Source organism: Glutamicibacter nicotianae (assembly GCF_016907615.1).
GTDB classification, from domain to species: Bacteria; Actinomycetota; Actinomycetes; order Actinomycetales; family Micrococcaceae; genus Glutamicibacter; species Glutamicibacter nicotianae.
The window spans coordinates 1,651,700-1,673,503 of record NZ_JAFBCH010000001.1; the positions used below are offsets into that span (position 1 = coordinate 1,651,700).

The window sequence follows — 21,804 nt, forward strand, 5'->3', positions numbered from 1 at the left end:
AATTACCCGAGCCAACTGCAACCTCCAAGCCTAATCAAGAGAAACGCGTAACCTTTATCAGATTGAGATGTATTTTTACTTTGCTAGTCAGACCCGCTAGTCAAGTTACTGATCGAAGGGTGCATTTGAGTTCGTTGCGCGCGAGGCGCCCTGTGCGGAGCGCCGTGGCGTCGATTGCCATGGGGCCTCCAAAGGCGATTGGCACGCTGAACTCCCAGCCTTCCTCCGGGTGCAGCAGGGTTCACGGAACAGGTGACGCTGGGAGCCCTGCGCGCAGCGGAACCGGACGTGGCCCCGCGGTATGGCGTGCACAGTTAAATGGGGTCGATCTGGATGTCCCGACCGCGCGATTCCGGTGTTCGGACAGTGCCAGGATCGAGAATAGCGGGGATGACAAGACGGTTTAATCCACAGAGGAAGAAGTGCATCATTTGCTTCATTCTGTGCCAAAATTATTTCCCTCTAACTGCTGGTAAAAATCTGGATCCCGGCGTAGGATGTCGGCATATCGTTGTCTTGAATTGGGGGATTTAAAGACGAATTGAAACACTCGCATTCATTTCGCATCTTTAGATGCATTGGGGAACTTATCCTGAGCAGTTGAGCCACATGGGGTGGCTGCATCTTAGGCCAGGCTTTTATTATCTGAGGTCAGAGCCTTACTACCGCTCGCTCTTTTTCGGGTGGATCGCACTTACACGCCGCGCGATCCACTCTGGACATTCTTGTATGGGGGAGAAATGTCTAGGCATCAAAGGCGTGGCACTTTTGTGCCAAATTCGCGTCGCAAAACTATTTTAAAAGGATCTTTAAAGCCATTTTTGGCGATAATTTCGTCAATTTCCTTGTGTTTTGTCATGACCATTCCGGGCATGGCAGTTGCCGCCGAAACTTCTGTTGGGGAAGAAACCGCGGCCACACAGCCGGCAACTGAATCGGAGGACTCCGCAGCCGCCGTGGACACGAAGTCCACAGAGGAAACAGCGGTCGAAGCTGAGGAATCTTCAGAGGCAACCACGGCGGAGGAATCGCCAGCTGCTGAAGCAGAAAATCGTACCAAGGCATCGGCTCCTGACAAAGATGCAGTAGCCGAACCCGAGCCGGACCCGGCACCTGCACCAGAATCTGAAAAGCCAGACCAGCCAAAATCAGCGGAAACCACGAAACCAGCACCTAAATCCGAACGTGTGGAATCGGTGGCACCCAAGCAGGAAAAGAAGCTGAAGGACACGGCTTCGCCGAAACTTGCGCAGCCGAAGGCCGAAGTTTCGGAATCGGAAGAGTCTGCCGAGTCTTCGGCAGCGGCCCGCGAGCCGCTTGCTGCCGCGGCCCTAGAGCCAGGTGAACCGGTAACCTGCGAGTACAACGCAGGCGAGGGTTCGGTCGACACCTTCATGCAGAAGTCAGACGAGATGCCGGACTATGCCAACGGCAACGTGCACGACGGCCTCTATGAAGGCGGCGTCGTGCACCAGCGCGTCGAGATGACGTTGCCAGCAGGCGAGAATGAGCTGGTCATCAAGTACCAGGTCAAGCAGGCCGGCAAGTGGGCCTACGACTATCTGCTCAACCAATCCGCTACGGGGGCCGAGATCACGGGCTGGACCGTTGTCGAGGGGAGCGGGGATGACCGCGTCGACACCGTCTATATCACGCTGTGGGTCGACGGAGCCGAAGGCGAAGAATCAGACGTCACTCTGCTCTTCGATGCGCATATCGCCTCCGAACTGGATCACGGGCCGGGCACCGGCGCTTCGTCGATCAACGGGTCACCGTATCACGTCGTGATTTCATCGCTGAATTGCAAGTCCGTTGGCCAACGGGACAACCAGATTCAGGCAGGTGCGGTCCAAGCGGGCTTCGTGACCATTATCAAGGACGCAGTACCTGCCGACGGCACGGACTTCGCGTTCACGCTCGCTGAGGACCGCTTCGGCGACTCGACGTCATTCAACCTCGATGACAGCGCGGATTCAGATACAGGTGCGGACCTGCCAAGCAGCGTCACCTACACCGTGGCTCCGTCCACGTTAACCGTTACAGAGAACAGCCTGCCAGCGGGATGGAATCTATCTGATATCACCTGCACCGGTGCCGCCGCAATTCGCAGCGGGACTTCCATCACCTTCGAGTTGGTCGACAATGATGAAGTCACTTGTACTTTCACCAATACGAAGACCACCTATGAGGAGCTCACTCTCCAAAAGGATGTCCAGGCATCCTATGACCGCGACTACGACTGGGATCTGGTCAAGTCCTTGGCCGAAGGCCAGGAAGCCACGGTAGAGGCGATGGCCACCGGAGTGGAGGTCGACTACAACGTGGTCGCCACCGCCAGCGAGGCCCAGGACAGCAACTTCGAGTTGTCCGGCACCATCACCGTGAACAACCCGAATGATACGGCGATGACAGGGGTTTCCCTGGTCGACCAGCTCGACGGCGCCAACTGCGTCATTTCCGCTGGCGGATCGCCGATCACCAACCCGCTGACTATACAGCCAGGCGAGACGTCCTTCACTTATGAATGCGACCTGCCCGAGGGAACCAGCGCCGGCAGCGCCGGCACCAACACGGTCACGGCAACCTGGGACGCGGAGGACTACTACGGCACCGATGGCCAGGCCAGCGCCTCGGCCGGCTACGACTTCGCGGACGTTTCGCCAACGGTGACGGATGACGAAGTAACTGTCACCGATAGCGAATTCGACCTGTCGGGCATCGAGGGCGGCAACACGGTCACGGTAGCTGACAGTCCGAAGACCTTCGCCTACACCATCGAATGGGATGGCGTGCTCGGCCAATGCACCGACTACAAGAACATCGCCAGCCTCGCCACGGATGACGGGGAAACACTGACCGATGATGCCACGGTGGAAATCTGCATCGGCCAGGACCTGAGCATCGAGAAGCTGGTCGTCTCCAGCTTCAACCGCAGCTACGACTGGAGCATCGTCAAGAATGCCCTGGGCGAGCAGCCGTTCACCGCGGATCCTGAAACCGGCGAATTCACCGCCGAGTACTCGGTCACCGTCACTCCCGAAAGCTACACGGACAGCGACTGGGCCATGAGCGGAACCATCACCGTAACCAACCCCAACGACTGGCAATCGGTTGACGTGACCGTCACCGACCAGGTCGATGTGGGCGGCGACGCCACCTGCCAGGTGGTCGGCATTGCCGGCGACCCGGACACGATGGATGCCGATCCGGCCGCTCCGGGCTTCCAAGCGACTCTGGATGCCTCCGAAACGCTGACCTTCACCTACAGCTGCACCTTTGAATCGCAGCCGAACTATGAAGGCAGCAATACCGCCGAGGTCACCTGGTCAGCCAGCGAAGCGTCCACCGCATCATCCAGCGCCACCAAGGTGGTTGACGTCGATGCGGACGACTGGACGCAGACACCGCTGAACGAGACCGTGACCGTCACCGATCCGCTGCATGAGTTCGATCCGGCCTGGACCATCAGCTACTCCGATGGCCCGCAGACCAGGACCTATTCATACACCTGGACCGTGGACGAAGCAGGCACGTGCCAGAGCTTCATGAACACCGCCACGATCACCGGCAGCAACCAGCTGGTCAAGAGCGATGACGCCGAGGTCGAGGCATGCCGCCAGGCAGGCCTGACCGTTACCAAGGACGCGACGGCCAGTTATGACCGCACCTACCTGTGGAGCATCGACAAGCAGCTGGCCGAAGGCCAGCGGCCAGATGTCGTGGTCGAGGAAGACGGAACAGCTACCGTCGATTACACGGTGCTGGTGGACAACACCGGGTATGAGGATTCAGGGCAGCAGCTTTCCGGATCCATTACCGTGAATAATCCCAACGACTTCGAAGATCTCGAAGTGACGATCAGCGACGAGAACACCCTCTCGGCCGCCTGCACCATCGTGGCCGAGGACTCGAATCCGGGCATGGCGGGCATGCAGCAAGTGGTGCCGCGCGGCGACTCGATCACCGTGGACTACAGCTGCGATGCATCGGCCGTTGCCGAGGCCGACTACACCGGCCACACCAATACGGCGATTGTCACCTGGGGCGATGGGCTGCAGGCTGAAAGCCAGCCGGTGCCCATCGAATTCATCCTCGATGAGACCACCGATGCAACCGTTGACGTCTGGGATGACCAGGCTGAGCCATCCGGCGACCCGGTACTGCTGGGCACGGTGAACTACGCCGACGCTCCAAAGAGCTTCAGCTACCAGATCACCTATGAAGTGCCACGCGATGAATGCCTGGTCTTCACGAACACCGCCTGGGTGGATCTGACCGGCGAGGACATCGAGGACTCGCAGGACGTGTCCATCTGCGACCAGAAGAACCTGGTCATCACGAAGGACGTGGACGCCAGCTACGAACGCGACTACGACTGGTCGCTGAACAAGCAGGTTGACCAGAGCGAGTTCACCGTCGCCGGCGACGGCACGGTCACCGCGCACTACACGGTCGTGGCCACCGCCGGCTCGGCGCAGGACAGCGCGAAGCAGGTGTCAGGAACCATCACCATCAGCAACCCGAATACGCAAGTCGGGGAACTGACGGCAACGGTCGCCGACGTGCTCTCCATCCCGTCAGCCACCTGCACCATCGGCGGGACCGACGCGGATGAGAATGCGGACGGTTTCCAGGTCGTGCTGGCGGACGGGGAGAGTATCACGCTCGACTACGACTGCCAGGTGCCCACGGACACCGACATCACCGCGCAGTACACGAATACCGCAACGGTGAGCTGGGGCCAGGAACGCCAGGCCGAAACGGAAGTCGGCTTCGGCTTCGAGCAATCGAAGCTGACCGACGGCGAAGTCACCATCACCGATGACCAGACCGTCGAGGGCCAGGAAGTGGTGCTCGGCACCGCCACCGCCGAGGAATCGCCGAAGGCCTTCGAATACGACCTGGAACTGCAGGGCGTTGCCGGAACCTGCACCGAGTACACCAACACCGCGGTGCTCGATGAGGCCACCGGCGAGGGCGAAGAGAACACGGCTTCGGCCAGCACCACGGTGTGCGCCGGCGCGGATCTTGATATCGCGAAGAACGTCGTGACCTCCTTCGACCGCTCCTACCTGTGGTCGCTAGACAAGGAACTGCTCTCCGGCCAACCGCTGGCAGCCAACCCGAATACCGGCGAGGTCACCGCGAACTACCGGATCACCGTGACCCCCGAGGGCCACGAGGACGGCAACTGGGCGATGAGCGGAGAAATCACGCTCAGCAACCCGAACGACTGGCAGGACGCGCCGGTTACGGTGCAGGACTTCGCCGATGTCGGCGTGGACGTGGCCTGCACGATCACCGGGGTGCGCGGTGAAGCGGTGGCGGACATGTCCGCCGAGCAAGCCGGCTTCCAGACGGTGATCCCGGCAGGGGCCGAATGGGTGATGACCTATTCGTGCACCTTCGAATCCCAGCCTGACTACGACGGCAGCAATACCGCCACCGTGGATTGGGATGCCCAGGCGCTGAGCACGGTCAACAGCCAGGACTCGGATACCGTGGAGATCTCGGAAGCCGACTGGACCCAGACGCCGCTGAATGACACGGTAACCATCACCGACAGCGCCCACGAGTTCGATCCGCCATGGATCGTGGACGTCTCCGATGGGCCGCAAAGCCGGGACTACTCGGTGACGTGGACCGTGGACGAGGCAGGCACCTGCCAGGTCTTCGAGAACGTCGCCACGCTCACCGGAGATGACGGCTTCACCGCGACGGACAATGCGCTCGCCGAGGCCTGCCGCGAGGCGGCCCTGGAAATCAGCAAGACCGTTGACGCCCAGTACGACCGCACCTACCAGTGGCAGATCGAGAAGTCGCTGGCCGAAGGCCAGGACGAGAAGATCACGACGGACGGTGCGGCCAGCGAGCCGGTGGACTACGTGGTCAAGGTGGAGAACACCGGGCACGAGGATTCGGGATGGGTGCTGGAAGGGAAGATCACCATCACCAACCCGAACCACTACACCGGCATCGATGCCACCATCCAGGACGTGGTCGATCTGGAGGGCATCACCTGCACCACCTCGGAATCGCTGGTGAGCATCCCGGCCAACGGTACGATTACCGTCGGCTACAGCTGCGATGTCTCGGCAGGAGTCGATCCCGGCTCCTACAGCGGCGGCACCAACACCGCGACGGCCAGCTGGGGCGATGACCGGGCATCGAGCACGCAGGTGCCGATCGAGTTCGCCCTTGACATGGAAATCGACCGCGAGGTCGAGATCTGGGATGACCAGACGAATCCCGAGGAGCCGGTGCTGCTTGGCACCGTGGACATCGACGATTCGCCGGTGCTCATCGAATACCAGCTGGAGCATGATGCTCCCGCCGGCGAATGCATGAGCTACACGAACACCGCCTGGGTTGATATCGATGCGGGTGAGGATCCGCGCGATGACGCGACCGTGCAGCTGTGCGGCCTGCTCGACCTGATGCTCACCAAGGACGCCGAAGCCAGCTTCGACCGGACCTACTTCTGGGATCTTGAGAAGAAGGCCGACCGCACCGAGGTCACCGTGGCCGAAGACGGCACCGCCGACTTCTCCTACACGGTATCGGCCATTCCGGATGGTTCGGAGGATTCCGGGCATGAAGTGCACGGCATGATCGTGCTGGTGAATCCGAACCGCTTCGCATCGGCCTCGACGGTGGCCACCATCACCGACGAGATCAGCATCGAAGGGGTGACGTGCACCATCGATGCCGAGGATGCCGATCCGCAAACCGAGGGCCTGCAAGTCGCGGTCCCGGTGGGCGGCGACGGAGTCGGCGCCACGGTGCAGCTGCCCTACAGCTGCTCGGGCACCCCGGATGAGCTCAGCGGCAGCAACACCGTCACGGCAACCTGGGGCGAGGACTCGATGGCCACGGCCACCGCGCCGGTGGACTACCTGCTGGATGCCGAAACCGACAAGCAGGTCACCGTCATCGATGACAAGACCAACCCCGAGTCGCCGGTAGTGCTGGGCGAAGCGATCTGGAATGCCGAAGGCACCCCGATCGACTTCGACTACACCCTGCGCCACCAGGCCGAAGCCGGCACCTGCACCCAGTTCACCAATACCGCGGTGATCAAGCAGACCGGGGCCGAGGACTCGACCACCGTGACCCTCTGCGGCCAGAAGGCCCTGGGCCTGCAGAAGACCGCACAGGGGCTGGTGGATCTGGATTACGAATGGGAGGTAGAGAAGCGGATCGACCAGAGCAAGCTCACGCAGAATGAGGATGGCACGTTCACCGCGCACTACTGGGTGGAAGCTCGCAACACCGCAGTCGCCGAGCAGAATTTGCGGCTGTCCGGTGAAGTGATGGTGCAGAACCCGAATGAGTTCGGTTCCATCACCGCCACCTTGGAAGACCGGATCGATACAGCTGGCACCAGCTGCCGGATCGATGCGGAGGATGCCGATGAAGCGGCAGCTGGATTGCAGGTCGTGCTCGATGCCGGGGAGAACTTGGGGGCCCGGTATGAATGCGAACTGGCCAGCTGGCTCACCACCGATGCCTTCGAGGGAGCGGTCAACACCGTGATTGCCACCTTCGATGACCGCGAGGTGCGTGCCGAAGCACCGATCGACTTCACGATCGATGCAGTCACGGACGAATCGGTGACGGTCACCGATGACATGATGGATCCTGAGGCCGAACCGAAGGTGCTCGGGGTAGTCCATGTCCCGCAAGCGCCAATGCAGTTCGAATACGAACAGGTATTGGAGCCCGAAGCGGGTACCTGCACGGTATACATCAATACCGCGGCAGTGCACGAGGAAACGGACGGCAACGGCAAGGACGAATCCTCGGTGGACCTGCAACTGTGCATCGAGCAGGGACTGATGATCGCCAAGAGCGCCGACGCCCAGTACGCCAGGGACTACGACTGGTCGATCCGCAAGGACGCGAAGGAGACGAAGTTCGAGGTTGAACCGGATGGGCAAGCCACGGCCGAGTACACGGTCGAGGCAAGCCTGGAGGGCTACGAAGACCAGGACTTCACCGTCACCGGTGAGATCACCGTGGCCAACCCGAATGACTTCAAGGACACGCAAGTGCTCCTCGAAGACAAGCTGTCCATCGAAGGGGCCACCTGCTCCATCGAAGGATTGGCGGATGGGAAGCTGATGCTCCTGGCCGGGGAGACCCGGACCGTGAAGTACAGCTGCTCCTTCGAATCCCCGGTTGCCGAGGCCGATTACACCGGCCACGATAACACGGTGAACGCCAGCTGGACCGACGTGGAAGGAACCACGCAGACGGTCAGTGCCAAGGCTCCGCTGGAGTTCGAAGCGGCATCGTCCACCGATGAGATGGTGACGGTCTTCGATGACTACACGAATCCCGAGAATCCACGGGAACTGGGCAAGGTCAAGGCCGAAGAGCAGAGCAAGAAGTTCACGTACGAACTGGTCTTGGACGGCATTGCCGGCAAGTGCCGGACGATGACGAATACCGCGATAATCCCGGAGGCATCCGGCGAGGACTCGAACAATTCGGATTCGGCGGACGTGGAAGTTTGCTCCGAGGCTCCGCAGGCAGCGCCACCGGCACCGCCAGCTCCTCCGGCACCGCCAGCGCCGGCAGCACCACCTGCCCCGCCAGCACCACCTGCCCCGCCAGCACCGCTCGCAGCAACCGGCCTTGACCAGGGCACGTTGTGGCTGGCAGGGGCTGCAGGGATGGTGATTATCGCCGGAGCATTGATCCTGCTTCGGTACCGTCGCCGGAACCCATAGTCCGTGCGCCAGCTGGATGCCGGTCCTGCCTTTCGGGGCAGGGCCGGCATTCGGCGTGCCGGGCAAATGCAGAATCAACAGAGCAGGCCCGGACCTCTTTCACAAGAGATCCGGGCCTGCTGCCGCGGTCAAGCCTACAGGCTAGATCTGAGATGCGCTCTGGGCTGCAGCTTCACGCTCGTGGGCTTCGCGCATGGCGCGCTCCACGCTGTCGACGTCGCGGACCGCACCCTTGTCTGCGGACAACGCCATGGCGGCGTAGGCGCGCAGCGCAGGGGAGACCACGCGCTCGCGGTTCTTCGGATGATAGCCGGTGGTGGCGATCAAGCGCTCGCGGCGCTGGGCCAGAACCTCGTCGGAGACATTCAAGGTCAGCTCGCGGGTCGGGATGTCGATGGAGATGGTATCGCCATCTTCAACCAGCGCGATCAAGCCGCCGGAGGCCGCCTCGGGGGAGACGTGGCCGATGGACAGGCCCGAGGTGCCGCCGGAGAAGCGGCCATCGGTGATCAGCGCGCAGGACTTGCCCAGGCCACGGCCCTTGAGGAACGAGGTCGGGTAGAGCATTTCCTGCATGCCGGGACCGCCCCTCGGTCCTTCGTAGCGAATGACCACTACGTCGCCTTCCTTCACCTGCTTGTTCAGGATTTTCTCCACTGCCTCGTCCTGGGATTCGCAGACCACCGCAGGGCCGGAGAAGGTCCAGATCGACGGGTCGACTCCAGCGGTCTTGACCACTGCGCCGTCCACGGCGATGTTGCCGCGCAGCACGGCCAGGCCGCCGTCCTTGGAGTAGGCGTTCTCTACCGAGTGGATGCAGCCTTCGGCGTCATCGGTGTCCAGGGCCGCCCACTTCTCGGACTGCGAGAATGCGGTGGAGGAGCGCTTGCCGCCCGGGGCCGCGTGCCACAGGTCGAAGGATTCCTGCGTCGCCTTGCCGCCGCGGATGTCCCAGTTATCGAGCCATTCGCCCAGGGTTGCCGAGTGGACGGTGTGCACGGTTTCATCCAGCAGGCCGCCACGGCGCAATTCGCCGAGGATGGCAGGGATGCCGCCGGCGCGGTGGACATCTTCCATGTAGTAGATGGTGCCGTTGCCGGCAGCGTTCGGTGCCACCTTGGCCAGGCATGGCACGCGGCGGGAGACTTCGTCAATCTCATCCAGGCCGAAGTCCACGCCGGCCTCGCGGGCGGCGGCCAGCAAGTGCAGGATGGTGTTGGTGGAACCGCCCATGGCGATATCAAGTGCCATGGCGTTGCCGAAGGCCTTCTTGGTGGCGATGCTGCGTGGCAGCACGGTCTCGTCGTCTTCGCCGTAGTAGCGGTTGGCGATATCGACCACCAGCTTGCCGGCGTTCTGGTACAGGTCCTTGCGCGCGGTGTGGGTGGCCAGGGTGGAGCCGTTGCCTGGCAGCGAGAGGCCCATGGCTTCGGTCAGGCAGTTCATGGAGTTGGCGGTGAACATGCCCGAGCAGGAACCACAGGTAGGGCAAGCGGACTCTTCGATGCGCAGCAGGTCGGCATCGGAGACGTTCTCGTTCACTGCCTCGGAGATGGCGTCCACCAGGTCCAGGGTGCGCACGGTGCCGTCAACCAGGGTGGCGCGGCCCGATTCCATGGGTCCGCCGGAGACGAAGACGGTCGGGATGTTCAGGCGCAGTGCGGCCATGAGCATGCCGGGGGTGATCTTGTCGCAGTTGGAGATGCAGATCAGCGCGTCAGCACAGTGCGCATTGACCATGTACTCCACCGAGTCCGCAATCAGATCGCGGGACGGCAGGGAGTAGAGCATGCCGCCGTGGCCCATGGCGATGCCGTCATCCACCGCGATGGTGTTGAATTCGCGGGGAATGCCGCCGGCTGCCTCGATGGCCTCGGACACGATGCGGCCAACCGGCTGCAGGTGGGTGTGTCCGGGAACGAACTCGGTGAAGCTGTTGGAGACCGCGATGATCGGCTTGCGTCCGAGGTCGGCGCCGTTCACGCCGGCTGCGCGGAACAGTGCGCGAGCGCCGGCCATATTGCGGCCATGGGTGACAGTGTGTGAACGAAGTGTGGTCATACCTAAAATATCACCATATATTTGCCGTCAAACCCAGACGGTGACGATACTAGTAGTACTACTACCATGCAGAGGGGTGGGCCCAGTGAATCCAAGCCAGAGACGCAGAGAAGAGCTCGCGGCCTTCCTCAAGGACCGCAGAGCCCGGGCTGACAGGGCATCGCACGGACTGCCGGAGATCGGGCGCAGCCGGGTGCGCGGTTTGCGCCGCGAGGAAGTCGCCACCTTGGCCGGTGTTTCTGTTACCTGGTACACCTGGCTGGAGCAGGCCCGCGACATCAATCCCTCCCGCCAGGTCTTGCAGTCCTTGGCGCGCTTGTACCGGTTGACCCCGGTGGAATCCTCGTACTTGTTTTCGCTGGCGGGGCATGGTGAGCTGGAGCCAATTGGCAATGGCGGCATGACCCCAGCCTTGCAGCGCTTGCTGGATGCGTTGCAGTTCCCGGCCTTCCTGCTTTCAGCCGACTGGACCATCCTGGGATGGAATCATGCCTATGCGGAGCTGTATCCACGGGTCGAGTCGCTGGAGAGCCAGGACCGGAACCTCTTGTGGCTGGTGTTCACCGACGCGCAGCTGCGCGAAATGCTGCCGGACTGGGAAGTGCAAAGCCGTGGCTTTGTGGGCAGCTTCCGTGCCGAAACGCGTGGATGGCTCAGCCCGTCGGGGGAGAGCGGCATTGTTGCCCGGGTCTCGGCGGCTTCTCCGGAATTCGCCGCCATCTGGAACGAACGGGACGTTGCAGGGTTCCGCACCGGCGAACGCGTGTTCCGGCACCCTGAATTGGGGCTGACCCGCTACGAGCAGCACAACCTGACTCCTACCGAAGCCACGGACTTGACCCTGTTGATGTACACGCCGCTGTAGTAATCGGACTACGGTGCTGGTCCGATCTGATACGGGTGTACTTAAAACTGAACTGCCCTACGGAAATTCCGAAGGGCAGTCAACCGGTTGTGGGATTGCGCCTAGGTTTTCAAGAACTCCAGAGCCTTTTCCTTGAACTCGCGGCTCGTTACTGCGTTGGCGTGATTGCGTCCTGCCAGCCACAGCACTTCATTGCGTGTTCCCGCGTCCTTCAGAAGGCGACGCAAATGCGGCATGGTCGTGGCGAGATCATCCTGGTCTCCAGCTACCAGCAGGGTTGGAACTGACGGCACCTTTGCGGCAGGGTCATACGGCTCGGACTTGATGGCTTCAATAAGCTCAAAGAGCGCCGAGAGATCATTGGACGGCTCAGCCTTGGCAATCTGCATGATGGTGGCAGTGTAGTCATCATGGATCTTTTCGCCCGTCTCGACATGGGCGCGGGCCTGATCCAATTCGAAGGCGGCCAGCGGATCGCCGGCCCCTGGACCGCCGATGACCAGGTGATTCACCAAATCAGGATTGAAAGCGGCGAACTCCCAGGCAAGGCGTGAACCCAACGAGTAGCCGATGACATCTACCGGACCTTCGTCCAGATCCATCACAATGGCCGCCAGCGCCTGGCGAATCTGGCTTGGTGCCCAGCTGCCGTCGTTGCGTCGAGGGTCTTCTCCATGGCCGGGCAAGTCAATCAGAAGGACATCGCGTCCCGCATCGGTGAAATATTTCAGCCAACGCGAGCGGTCCCAATTCGATTCGCCGGATGAGGCGAAGCCGTGGATGAAAAGCACGGATGGGCTTTTCACCTCAGTGTTTGCGCGAACCACTCGAAGATTCAGATCCAAAGTCATGCCATCGATCATAGGCTATCCACCGGCGAAATGAGATCCGGGCTAGCGTGCCACGAGTGTTAATGTCAGAATGACTCTAACGAAATCGAATGCTTTGAAAACGAGGCACGAATAAATGTCATCCGTACCTGGCTGGGCGAACGTCGAAGAACGCCGCAACCTGGCACCCGCTCTTGCGGTTTCCACGGTGATCCTGGGAATCCGTGAAGGCAAGGACGGTGGACCTGACAAACTCTGCTTGCCCGTGGTCCGTCGAGTTAGGCAACCCCACGCCGGAATGTGGGCGCTGCCGGGCGGTCCAGTTGATCCGCGCGAATCCCTCGGCCAAGCGGCCGGGCGCAACTTGGCCGAGACCACAGGTCTACGCCCCTCCTACCTGGAGCAGCTCTACACTTTCGGCGATATCGACCGCTCGCCGACCCACCGGCTGGTCACCATCGCCTACTTTGCGCTGCTGAACGCTGACCAAGTCGGAGCTACGGTCCAAGACGACAATGTGGCCTGGTTCGATATCGATGATCCGCAGATCGCCCAGATGGCTTTCGATCACCGGAAGATCCTGGACTACGCCATGTGGCGGCTGCGCAACAAGACCGAATACGGGCAGATAGCGCATCGATTGCTGGGGGAGCGCTTCACCTTGGCGGCTCTGCGCGGAGTCTACGAGGCCATCCTCGGACGGCGCCTGGATCCCGCGAACTTCCGCCGCACGCTCAAGAGCACGGCCTCCATCGAGGAAACCGATGAGTATCTGGCCGGCGGACAGCACCGGCCGCCGCGGCTCTACCGCTACGTGGGGCACGGGCCTGACCCTTTGGAAGTCGACCCGCTGCACGACTAGCAAGCAACATCCATACTTATTCACCGTCATCCTGTAAGAAACGGACGAACCTATGAGCACCCAATTCACTGACAACGCCAATGCCTCGGTAGCCCAGAACATCGCTCGGCTTAATCTGCTGGCGCCGGATTCCACCTGCTCCACCGACCTGGCTTCCAACCCGTGGGACACGCCTGCCGGATACGGGCCCGGCGCCTCGCAGGAAGATTCGGTTCCAGCTGGCTACCCGGTGCAGGGTTCCATCCCGGAAGAATACCTCAAGGCCAGCGATACCGAGCTTGATGCCCGCATCATTGCTGCCAAGGAAACCCTGGGGGACAAGGCAGTGATCCTCGGGCACTTCTACCAGCGCGACGAAGTGGTGAAGTACGCGGACTTCGTAGGCGACTCCTTCCAGCTGGCCAACGCTGCCTTGACCCGCGACAAGGCAGAAGCCATCGTGTTCTGCGGCGTGCACTTCATGGCCGAAACCGCGGATATCCTCAGCCGCGAGGACCAGTCGGTAATCCTGCCGAATCTTGCGGCAGGCTGCTCGATGGCAGATATGGCCGACGGCCCGAGCGTGCAACAGTGCTGGGAAGAGCTCACCGCGCTCTACGCGGATGAAGCCGATGACGGGCGGATGCCGGTCATTCCCGTGACCTACATGAACTGCTCCGCCGAGCTCAAGGCATTTGTCGGTCGCAACGGAGGACTGGTATGCACCTCCTCCAACGCGGCAACCGTTTTGGAGTGGGCTTTCGAGCGCGGACGCCGTGTCCTGTTCTTCCCGGACCAGCACCTCGGACGCAACACCGCCAAGGCCATGGGCATTCCATTGGAGCAAATGCCAATGTGGACTCCGCGCAAGGAACTGGGTGGCAACGAAGCTGCCACACTGCTCGATGCCAAGGTCATCTTGTGGCACGGCTTCTGCTCCGTGCACAAGCGCTTCAACCCTGCGCAGATCGCCGAGGCGCGCCAGGACTTCCCGGGCGTGCGCGTTATCGTGCACCCGGAATGCCCGATGGAAGTCGTCGACGCCGCAGATGAAGCCGGCTCCACCGACTACATCCAAAAGGCCATTGCAGCCGCAACCGAACCAACGGATTTCGCCATCGGAACCGAAATCAACATGGTCAACCGCTTGGCTGCCCAGTATCCGCAGCACAACATCTTCTGCCTTGATCCAGTGATCTGCCCATGCTCCACCATGTACCGGATCCACCCGGGCTACCTTGCCTGGGTACTCGAAGAGCTGGTTGCCGGACGCGTGGTCAACCAGATCTCGGTGCCGGAGGAACAGCAGGCAGACGCAAAGATCGCACTGGAGCGCATGCTGGCTGCCAAGCCATGAGCCAGGAGCAACGAACACCAGAGAAGCTGGTGATCATCGGCTCGGGCGTGGCAGGCCTATGCGCTGCCCTGCAAGCCGTGAAGCTGGGCATCCGGCCGGTACTGCTGACCAAAGGCAAACTCGGCGACTCGAACTCCGAGCACGCGCAGGGTGGCCTGTCGGCTGTCACCGAAGCATCCCTAGCCCACGGCGACTCGGTAGCCAAGCACGTTGCCGATACCCTGAAAGCCGGCGCGGGACACTGCGGTCTGGAACCAGTGGAACACCTGTGCTCCTCGGGCGAAGAGCTGGTGCAGGCCTTGGAAACCTACGCGGTGGAGTTTGACCGAAATTCAGACGGCTCCTACCAGCTCGGCCTTGAGGCCGCACACAGCGCACACCGAATTCTGCATATCAACGGCGATGCCACGGGCGCTTCGTTGGTGAAAACGCTGGTTCGCGCCGTGCGCCAACTGGAGACTGCAAACGAGCTCAGCATCATCGAGGATGCCCTTGCCAGCGACCTGCTGCTGCAGGATGGCAGAGTCTCCGGGGTGCACTATCTGCGCCACGACGCGGAGCAGCTGCTTGAAGCCGACTCGGTGCTGCTGGCTACCGGCGGTATAGGGCAGTTGTACTCGGCGACGACCAATCCCGAAGGTGCAACCGCGGACGGCCTTGGCTTGGCCGCCCGGGCCGGTGCTGTCATTGCTGACGCCGAATTCATTCAATTCCATCCAACACTTGTTGACCCTGCCAAATATCCGCAGGCCGGCATGGTGTCCGAAGCGGTGCGTGGCGAAGGGGCCATCCTGGTCAACGAGGCCGGGCATCGTTTCATGCCCGGACTCCACCCGGATGCAGAACTGGCGCCCCGTGATGTGGTGGCGCGAGGCATCCATGGGCAGATCCAGTCCGGGCACCAGGTTTTCCTTGATGCGCGGGCAGTGGAAGCAGCCCGTGGCGCAGGATTCCTCGCAACCCGTTTCCCTTCCATCACGGCCAAGCTTGCCTCGTGCACCGAGGACGGTTCCGGATTGGACATGGCTCATGATCTGATTCCGGTGGTGGCTGCCCAGCATTACTTCATGGGCGGGATCTACACTGACACCTCAGGACGAACCACTGTCCCCGGACTCTATGCGGCCGGTGAATGCGCCAATACGACAGTTCATGGTGCCAACCGTTTGGCCAGCAACTCCTTGCTGGAAGCCATGGTCTTCGCCCGGGATGCCATCGTGGCAGTGAGCACCGACCCGGCGGATGCCCGCTGCACCACCGAGGAGCTGGCCATCCGGCAGATCTCAGAGTCCATCCCGGAAGCGCCGCTGGATCTTGAGCACCTGCAAGCCGCTGCCAGCAACTCCCTTGGCGTCTACCGAACCGGTGGGCAGCTGGAGGAAATATCCCACATGCTCGCGACGAGTGCACCGGTAGCCGCCTCGGCGCGAGAACAAGCGGAACTGCGCAATCTGTGGATCGCCGCACGGATCATTGCCGCAGGTTCCATGGCACGCACAGAGAGCCTAGGTGCGCATCATCGCCTTGATTCAACCGAAAGCACCACCAACGGGCCAGGCCAGTGCGTGCGCTATGGCTGGACATTGCACCCAAGCGAGCTGAATAACAAGAACTTCTTGAGCAAGGAACTGAACGCGTGAACACTCTGATCCATCCGGTACCCACCGCAGCAATGGACCGCATCATTGAAATGGCGCTCGCCGAGGACAATCCGCGTGGCGACCTCACCGCACTGACCATTGTGCCCGAGGGGGCGAGAGCCACTGCTGTGGTGCAGGCCCGCCAGCCTGGGGTGCTCTCCGGTGGGGCAGTATTTACCCGGACGATGCAGCTGGTCGATGCGCAGCTGGAGGTCGAGCAGCTGGTTGCCGAGGGAAAGGCCTTTGCTGCCGGAGATAGTTTGCTCAGGGTCAGCGGGCCTGCGGCGAGCTTGCTGACCGCTGAACGCGTGGGACTCAACCTCTTGCAGCGCATGAGTGCCATCGCCACCGCAACCGCCGAACTGGTAGGACTGGTTGCGCACACCAAGGCCCGAATTGCCGATACCCGGAAGACAACGCCAGGACTTCGCGTCCTCGAACGTTATGCTGTCCGTTGCGGTGGGGGAGTCAATCACCGCGACAACCTGTCCGATGCTTTCATGGCCAAGGACAACCATCTGGCCTTGCTGGATAACGGGGAGCAGCTGACCGCAGCCCTGAAATCCGTGCGCTCCCGGCTGGGGCACACTACCTCGATGGAAGTTGAAGTGGATTCCATTGAGCAGATTCCGCCGGTGCTCGCCGCTGGAGTGGACATCATCATGCTGGATAACTTTGATCCGGTTGACATTCCTGCAGCAATTGAACTGATTAACGGGCAAGCAGTGGTCGAAGCCAGCGGGAACATCAACGCGGCCACCGTTGCGGCAGTCGCCGAGGCCGGTGTCGATGTCATTTCTTCGGGTGCCATCACCCACTCGGTGAAAGCAATCGACCTTGGTCTGGATATGGTTATTGCATGATCTACATGGATGCCGCATCCACTGCGCCACCTCGCCAAGACGTTCTCGACATGCTCAACCCATTGCTGACCAAGGATTTCGGCAATCCGGCATCCTTGCATGAAGCCGGCCAGCAAGCCAAGCGGGCCAATGACTGGGCAAGAACGCAGGTAGCCGGCCAGCTGGGTGTGGCGGCAGAAGAAGTGTATTTCACTTCCGGCGGCACCGAGGGAGCCAACGCTGCCGTCATCGGCGCGGCCTTGGCCAAACCCCGTGGACGTGTAGTGGTCTCCAGCGCCATTGAGCATCCAGCAGTGCTGGAAGCCTGCAAGTATCTGGTTGAATTCCACGGATTCGAACACCGCATCATCCCTGTCTCGGCCACGGGGCTCGTGGATCTGGAAGTGGCCGGCCAGCTGATCGATGCGGATGTTGCCGTGGTTTCGGTTATGGCGGTGAACAATGAAGTCGGCACCACTCAGCCGGTCGAGCAGTTGGCCCAACTGGCACACGCTGCCGGGGCGATCATGCATACGGATGCCGTGCAGGCCGCCGGCTGGATCGATCTCAAGCCATTGTGCGTTGCCGTGGACGCATTGAGCATCTCCGGGCATAAGATCGGCAGCCTCAAGGGCAGCGGAGCAATGTACCTGTCAGCCAAGCACCGCTTTGTGCCGCTGATGCACGGTGGCGGGCAGCAGGGCGGACTGCGTTCGGGCACCGAGAACCCGGCTGCCGCCGTTGGCATAGCCGTGGCGTTGCAAGCGGCGACTACGCAGCGCGAAGCCGGACTTGGCGAAAACTTCGGCCCGTACCTGATTGAGCGGATCCTCAAGGAGCTCAATGCCAAGCACCCGGGAAGTGTCCAGCTCACCGGGGATCCGGAGCATCGCGTTGGTGGCATCGCCTCTTTCGTCTTCCCCAAGACCGCTGGGGAAACGGTGTTGATTGAGTTGGCCCGCAGGGGAGTCCTCTGCTCTTCGGGTTCTGCCTGCGCTGCAGGCTCGACCGATCCTTCCGCGGTGCTTACCGCAATGGGCTATGAAGAAGAATTGGCCCATACGGCTGTCAGGCTGTCGTTCACACGTACGGTGAAAGAGAACGAGATCAGCCAGGTAGCGTCGGCTGTCGTTTCTTGCGTTTCCGGGCTTCTGAAATAGCCAAGGCTATAGCCTGGATTGTCCAATGTTGTGTTTTCAGTTCGGTGACAGTGGCTCCGACGGACTTCTTAACACATGGCAGCATCCTGCAATGTCCTAGTACGAATATTTCCCCAAAAGCTGTGATCGGCTGCTCCAGCTTTTGGGGAATCGTTCGAGATCGCTTGGCTATCAGTCGTCGGTTTCCTGTTGCTCATCGGTCGGAGCAGCGGGGAGTGCCTGTTGGCGTTCGGCTCGCTTCTTTCCGCCAAGTCGCCCGCTAGCTGCGCCGGCCAGCGATGACCCAAGATTTTTCGCCTTGGATACGCCAGCAGAAGCTCCAGACAGGCCACCTTTTACCAAGTTGCTGTCGCGCACGGAATCCGAAACCTTGTGTGCCTTGTCGCGGACAGAAGCTCCTGCTGAACTCAGCGTCGCCGACAGGCCATTCTCGGTTTCGGCCTTGTCCAGATCCTGAAGGGAAGCCAAATACTCCGCTGCGTCAACTAGAGGTGGCGGAAGCTCGCGCAAGTGCTGCTTCAGCCTATTGGACTGCACCTTGAGCGTAACGAAGGTCAGTCCTCCCGAGACCACACCGCCAACGACAGGAACAATCTTGCTGACGCTCTTCGCAAAGCTTTGCTTGGTGACATTGACGCCAATCAACTTCAGCGTTTGTTTCATCGGACCATACCAGGCGGTTTTTGTCAGAGCCTGCTTGGCTATATTTTTCTGAATAGCCGGTCCGGCTACCTGGGCAGCGAACCGGCCTACCGTGGTCGATGCCCCGCTGACTCCCATCATCACGCCGAGAAAACCAGCAAGCTTACCCAAGGTTTCATCATCGATATGATCCACGTCGTCGAGGAAAGATTGCCAACCGTAGGTGTAAGCAATTTTTTGCATGACCCTGAACGCATGGATATAGAACTGCGTGATATCCGCCGGAATGGTTCCGAACATGAACAAACCGCCAGGTAATCCACTGGCAAATGACAAAGCAGTGGATTTGCGGGTTTCAAAGTCAATGGATTCGGAAGCGATTTCATCCAACATCTTGGGCCCGATGCCTGCCGCGGCTGGGTTGGTAGAGACTGCCCTATCTATCTGATCGCGGCTGCATCCCTTTTTGTGCAGCTCTGCCGTGAGGAAATGATCACGATCGATTTTCACGCCTCTGAGCCGAATTACTTTCTTGAGGAAAGCAGTAGCGAATTGCTCGGCATCGACATTCTGATCCTTGAGCATATCGGAGAGGGTCTCGTCCGCTCCGTGATCCGGATTCGTGGCGTTCGGATCCACCGCACCTAGTTCTTCTTCCTCCTGCTGGCTGGCGAGATCAGACTTCTGGTTCGTGCTTTCCTGCAATGTATTTCCCCCAAAGTTTTGTGCTGGAAACCAGCTGCGCGAAGTGTAGGCAAGTTGCTCTTAGCCTATCCAATAAGTGCTAGGAAACGGGATCCGTTTGGAACCATGAAGCGGCCAATCCTGTGTCTGCCAGTTAGCGACTTGCGAACTTGCCGTTGAGCGTCGAAGTAAATAATTGACCATTGAAGTGGCAACTTCGCTGTACCTTGGGGAAGTGCAACAGCAAAAAGATAGGCGATTCATTTGAGAATGAATCGCCTATCTTCCACAATGCGGACACTGGTGCGCTAGTTCAAAGAATTAGCGCAGGTACTTGCCAGAGACCCAGCCGTTCTTGCCTGCATACTTCACTGGGTACCAGCCGGACTTCTTCGCACCGCGGACCGTCACCGTCTTGCCCTTGGGAATGGTGAGGATGACTCGCTTGCTCGTCCCAACACCGGTGCGCATGTTCAAATTCGCGATGGTCTTCTTTGACGAAGATTTCGAGGTCTTGGGCTTCGTCGTTTTCGGAGCTGCACCGGTCGAGGAGAAACTGCTCAGGTAGGTACCCGAGACCCAGCCGTTCTTGCCTGCGTACTTCACCGGGTACCAGCCGGACTTCTTGGCACCGCGAATGGCTACCTTCTTGCCCTGCGGGATGGTCAGCACGATGCGATTACTAGTGCCTGCCCCGGTACGCATGTTCAAGTTGGCCGTGGTCTTGGCCGACTTGGCGTTGCTGGTGTTCTTCTGCGGCGTGCTCTTCTTCGTATCCTTCTTCGGCGCAGACGGCATCGAGACGTTCTTCAGGTACTTGCCTGAAACCCAGCCGGTCTTCGAGCTGTAGCGAACCTGGTACCAGCCGGACTTCTTGGAACCGGTCAGCTGGACGGTCTTGCCCTTCGGGATGGTCAGCAGCACGCGATTGCCAGTGCCCGCCCCGGTGCGCATATTCAGATTAGCGGTGGTCTGTGCAGTGCCCTTGGATTTCTTCGGAGCGCTGTCAGACTTCTTGCCGGAAACCCCGTAGTAGGCTTCGAGGCTCTTGGCACCTGAATTCTTGACGCTCTTGGCCAGCGAGGTGCCCAAGTAGCGGAAGTGCCATGGCTCGTAGGCGTAGCCGGTAACGGATTCCTGGCCCTTCTGATATCGCATGATGAAGCCGTACTTGTGCGCATTCTTGCCAACCCACTTGCCCACAGGAGTGTTGGCGAAGCAGGCCTGCAATCCGCAGGCGCCATTGGCGTTTCCAACGTCAATTGCCAGACCGGTTTGGTGCTCGCTGGTGCCTGGTACAGCAGAAATGCGCGAAGCGTAGCTCTTGCCGTAGATGCGCGAGTAGTAGTTGAACAGCTCCGCCTGGCGGTTGTATGAACGGTATCCGCTGACGGCGCGAATCTTTACGCCATCCTTGGCCGCCGCCTTCACCATCTTGGTGTAGGCCTTGGCGGCCGAGGACCTCAGCCTGACGTTGGTGCCTTTGACGGCGACCGTCTTCGGAGCGAACTTCACGGGACTCAGCGGGTACTTCTTGTTGACGAAGACGTCATCCTTGCTTGGATTGCGCTGGATCTTCTTGGCAGCAATCTGCAGTCCGTTGTCAACTGTGAGCACCTGTGCTTGGGGCACTGACATGGCGGAGGCAGGAGCTGTGGCTAGTGCCGGATTTGCCGGCAGCACTGTTGCGAACAGCGCAGCCGATAGCGCGGCAGCCATGGAAATCTTGAACGCCCGAGGCTGTTTCATGGAATTCTCCGATAGAGGTGACAAGCGATGCGACCATCATTCCATCACTTATCCATGAGTCATTCAAGGTTTTACTGCAAACGTTGGAGATGAAACGAGCCTATTGCGACCGAGCTTTTGCGGAAGCAAGCGGATTGTTTTATCCCTTGGAAGTAGGCACGTGCCATCATCTGCGGTGCGTTGCCTGCACCAGGAGAAGGCTCTTCCCACGTGGGGAATCGGAAAATTTCCAGGTGCCGTGGCCCCTGCCCCGCAGTAATCGGGAATTCCATTCAGCCTCGTAGTTCTACAAGACCGGTTGCGCGGGAAATCACGGCCCCAGACTTGCTCGCAAGATGCTGCAATCTTTTCTCCAGCAGGTGCGGAGATGCCCTGGGCAGGCGTTCTGGCGAACAGAA

At 60.6% G+C, this 21,804-nt stretch carries 12 protein-coding genes; 7 read left to right on the forward strand and 5 right to left on the reverse strand.

Annotation, left to right across the window (positions count from 1 at the left end; all coding sequences use genetic code 11):
- Positions 1–751 precede the first annotated feature (751 nt).
- Positions 752–1,207 (reverse strand): hypothetical protein, encoded by a 456-nt coding sequence (locus JOE62_RS07990; protein ID WP_204721697.1) that lies wholly within the window; start codon positions 1,205–1,207, stop codon positions 752–754.
- Between JOE62_RS07990 and JOE62_RS07995 the strand changes: the two genes are divergently transcribed.
- Positions 1,197–8,735: a prealbumin-like fold domain-containing protein gene (locus JOE62_RS07995; RefSeq protein WP_204721699.1), complete on the forward strand. Its 7,539-nt coding sequence runs from the start codon at positions 1,197–1,199 to the stop codon at positions 8,733–8,735. The two genes, JOE62_RS07990 and JOE62_RS07995, sit on opposite strands and share 11 nt — an antisense overlap.
- Before the next feature lie 141 nt (positions 8,736–8,876).
- Here JOE62_RS07995 and ilvD read toward each other — a convergent pair whose 3' ends face one another.
- Positions 8,877–10,796: a dihydroxy-acid dehydratase gene (ilvD, locus tag JOE62_RS08000; RefSeq protein WP_038991343.1), complete on the reverse strand. Its 1,920-nt coding sequence runs from the start codon at positions 10,794–10,796 to the stop codon at positions 8,877–8,879.
- An 85-nt stretch (positions 10,797–10,881) separates the two neighbouring features.
- Here ilvD and JOE62_RS08005 point away from each other — a divergent pair, with 85 nt between their 5' ends.
- The gene (locus JOE62_RS08005; RefSeq protein WP_204721700.1) at positions 10,882–11,661 is read left to right on the forward strand and encodes an MmyB family transcriptional regulator; all 780 of its coding nucleotides are present in this window, start codon (positions 10,882–10,884) and stop codon (positions 11,659–11,661) included.
- 101 nt (positions 11,662–11,762) lie between these two features.
- On the opposite strand, the gene JOE62_RS08010 is transcribed toward JOE62_RS08005, so the two are convergent.
- Complete coding sequence (locus tag JOE62_RS08010; protein WP_239543275.1) at positions 11,763–12,512, reverse strand: alpha/beta fold hydrolase; 750 nt, start codon at positions 12,510–12,512, stop codon at positions 11,763–11,765.
- A gap of 115 nt (positions 12,513–12,627) precedes the next feature.
- Between JOE62_RS08010 and JOE62_RS08015 the strand changes: the two genes are divergently transcribed.
- The 5 genes from JOE62_RS08015 to JOE62_RS08035 are packed head-to-tail and all read left to right on the forward strand — an operon-like array spanning position 12,628 to position 18,331.
- A complete protein-coding gene (locus JOE62_RS08015) occupies positions 12,628–13,353 on the forward strand; it encodes an NUDIX hydrolase (RefSeq protein ID WP_204721704.1) in 726 nt (241 codons plus the stop codon).
- A gap of 52 nt (positions 13,354–13,405) precedes the next feature.
- A complete protein-coding gene (gene nadA / locus JOE62_RS08020; protein WP_204721706.1) occupies positions 13,406–14,689 on the forward strand; it encodes a quinolinate synthase NadA in 1,284 nt (427 codons plus the stop codon).
- Positions 14,686–16,329: an L-aspartate oxidase gene (gene nadB / locus JOE62_RS08025; RefSeq protein ID WP_204721708.1), complete on the forward strand. Its 1,644-nt coding sequence runs from the start codon at positions 14,686–14,688 to the stop codon at positions 16,327–16,329. The genes nadA and nadB overlap by 4 nt, the downstream gene beginning before the upstream one ends.
- On the forward strand, positions 16,326–17,192 hold the full coding sequence (nadC, locus tag JOE62_RS08030) for a carboxylating nicotinate-nucleotide diphosphorylase (RefSeq protein WP_204721710.1): 867 nt from the start codon (positions 16,326–16,328) through the stop codon (positions 17,190–17,192). The genes nadB and nadC overlap by 4 nt, the downstream gene beginning before the upstream one ends.
- Positions 17,189–18,331, forward strand: coding sequence for a cysteine desulfurase family protein (locus JOE62_RS08035; protein WP_204721712.1), 1,143 nt, complete (start codon positions 17,189–17,191; stop codon positions 18,329–18,331). Before nadC ends, JOE62_RS08035 begins: the two co-directional genes overlap by 4 nt.
- A gap of 171 nt (positions 18,332–18,502) precedes the next feature.
- Here JOE62_RS08035 and JOE62_RS08040 read toward each other — a convergent pair whose 3' ends face one another.
- Positions 18,503–19,678, reverse strand: coding sequence for a hypothetical protein (locus tag JOE62_RS08040; protein WP_204721714.1), 1,176 nt, complete (start codon positions 19,676–19,678; stop codon positions 18,503–18,505).
- A 300-nt stretch (positions 19,679–19,978) separates the two neighbouring features.
- Complete coding sequence (locus tag JOE62_RS08045) at positions 19,979–21,406, reverse strand: D-alanyl-D-alanine carboxypeptidase family protein (protein ID WP_204721716.1); 1,428 nt, start codon at positions 21,404–21,406, stop codon at positions 19,979–19,981.
- Between the last annotated feature and the right edge of the window lie 398 nt (positions 21,407–21,804).